Source organism: Vibrio sp. 1069, from assembly GCF_033340555.1.
The window spans coordinates 1-631 of record NZ_JAWOWP010000527.1 but is presented as its reverse complement, the minus strand read 5'-3'; the positions used below and the strand labels follow the sequence as shown (position 1 = coordinate 631).

Below are 631 nucleotides of genomic sequence, written 5' to 3'. Positions count from 1 at the left end.
CGTTCAGAAGTGAATACTCCACTTTTCAAAGAAGCTCAAAAAATCGAAGGCGTGACATGCGTTGACTTGTACGGTGAGTACCCTCGTTTCAACATCAATATCGACCGAGAACAACAACGCCTTCGTGAACATGATGTGGTGATTTTCCAATTCCCGCTTTACTGGTACTCAACACCAGCGATTTTGAAAGAATGGCAAGATTTGGTGTTGGAATACGGCTTTGCATACGGCACCGAAGGAACCGAACTGCAAGGCAAAACCATGCTGTGCGTGCTTTCTGCCGGCGGCAAAGAAGAAGCCTACAAAGCCGAAGGCTACAACCATTTTACGATTCGGGAACTGCTCGCTCCTATCGAGCAAATGTCCGCACTCACGGGTATGCACTATATTGCGCCTCTTGCTTTGTTTGGGTCGCGTACCGCAGCCGAAGAAGGTCGTATCCCGCGCCATATTGAACGCTATAAAAAGCTCTTAACGGCACTGGTCGAAGACCGATTGGATGTCGAGGCCGCCGCTTCGCTCATTAAACTTAACAGTGCATTGCCGGAGCTCATCAAGGAGGCGTCATGACAGGGATATTCTTACAAGCCTTTGTGTACCTTGTAGCCGCCGTTATCGCGGTTCCGTTAGC

Annotated in this window: 1 protein-coding gene; it reads left to right on the top strand. The window is 49.4% G+C overall.

Features of this window, described 5'->3' with window-relative positions; all coding sequences use genetic code 11:
• The coding region (locus R7040_RS27550; RefSeq protein ID WP_318097755.1) for an NAD(P)H-dependent oxidoreductase at positions 1 to 570 on the top strand (570 nt) is incomplete at its 5' end.
• Positions 571 to 631: the final 61 nt, after the last annotated feature.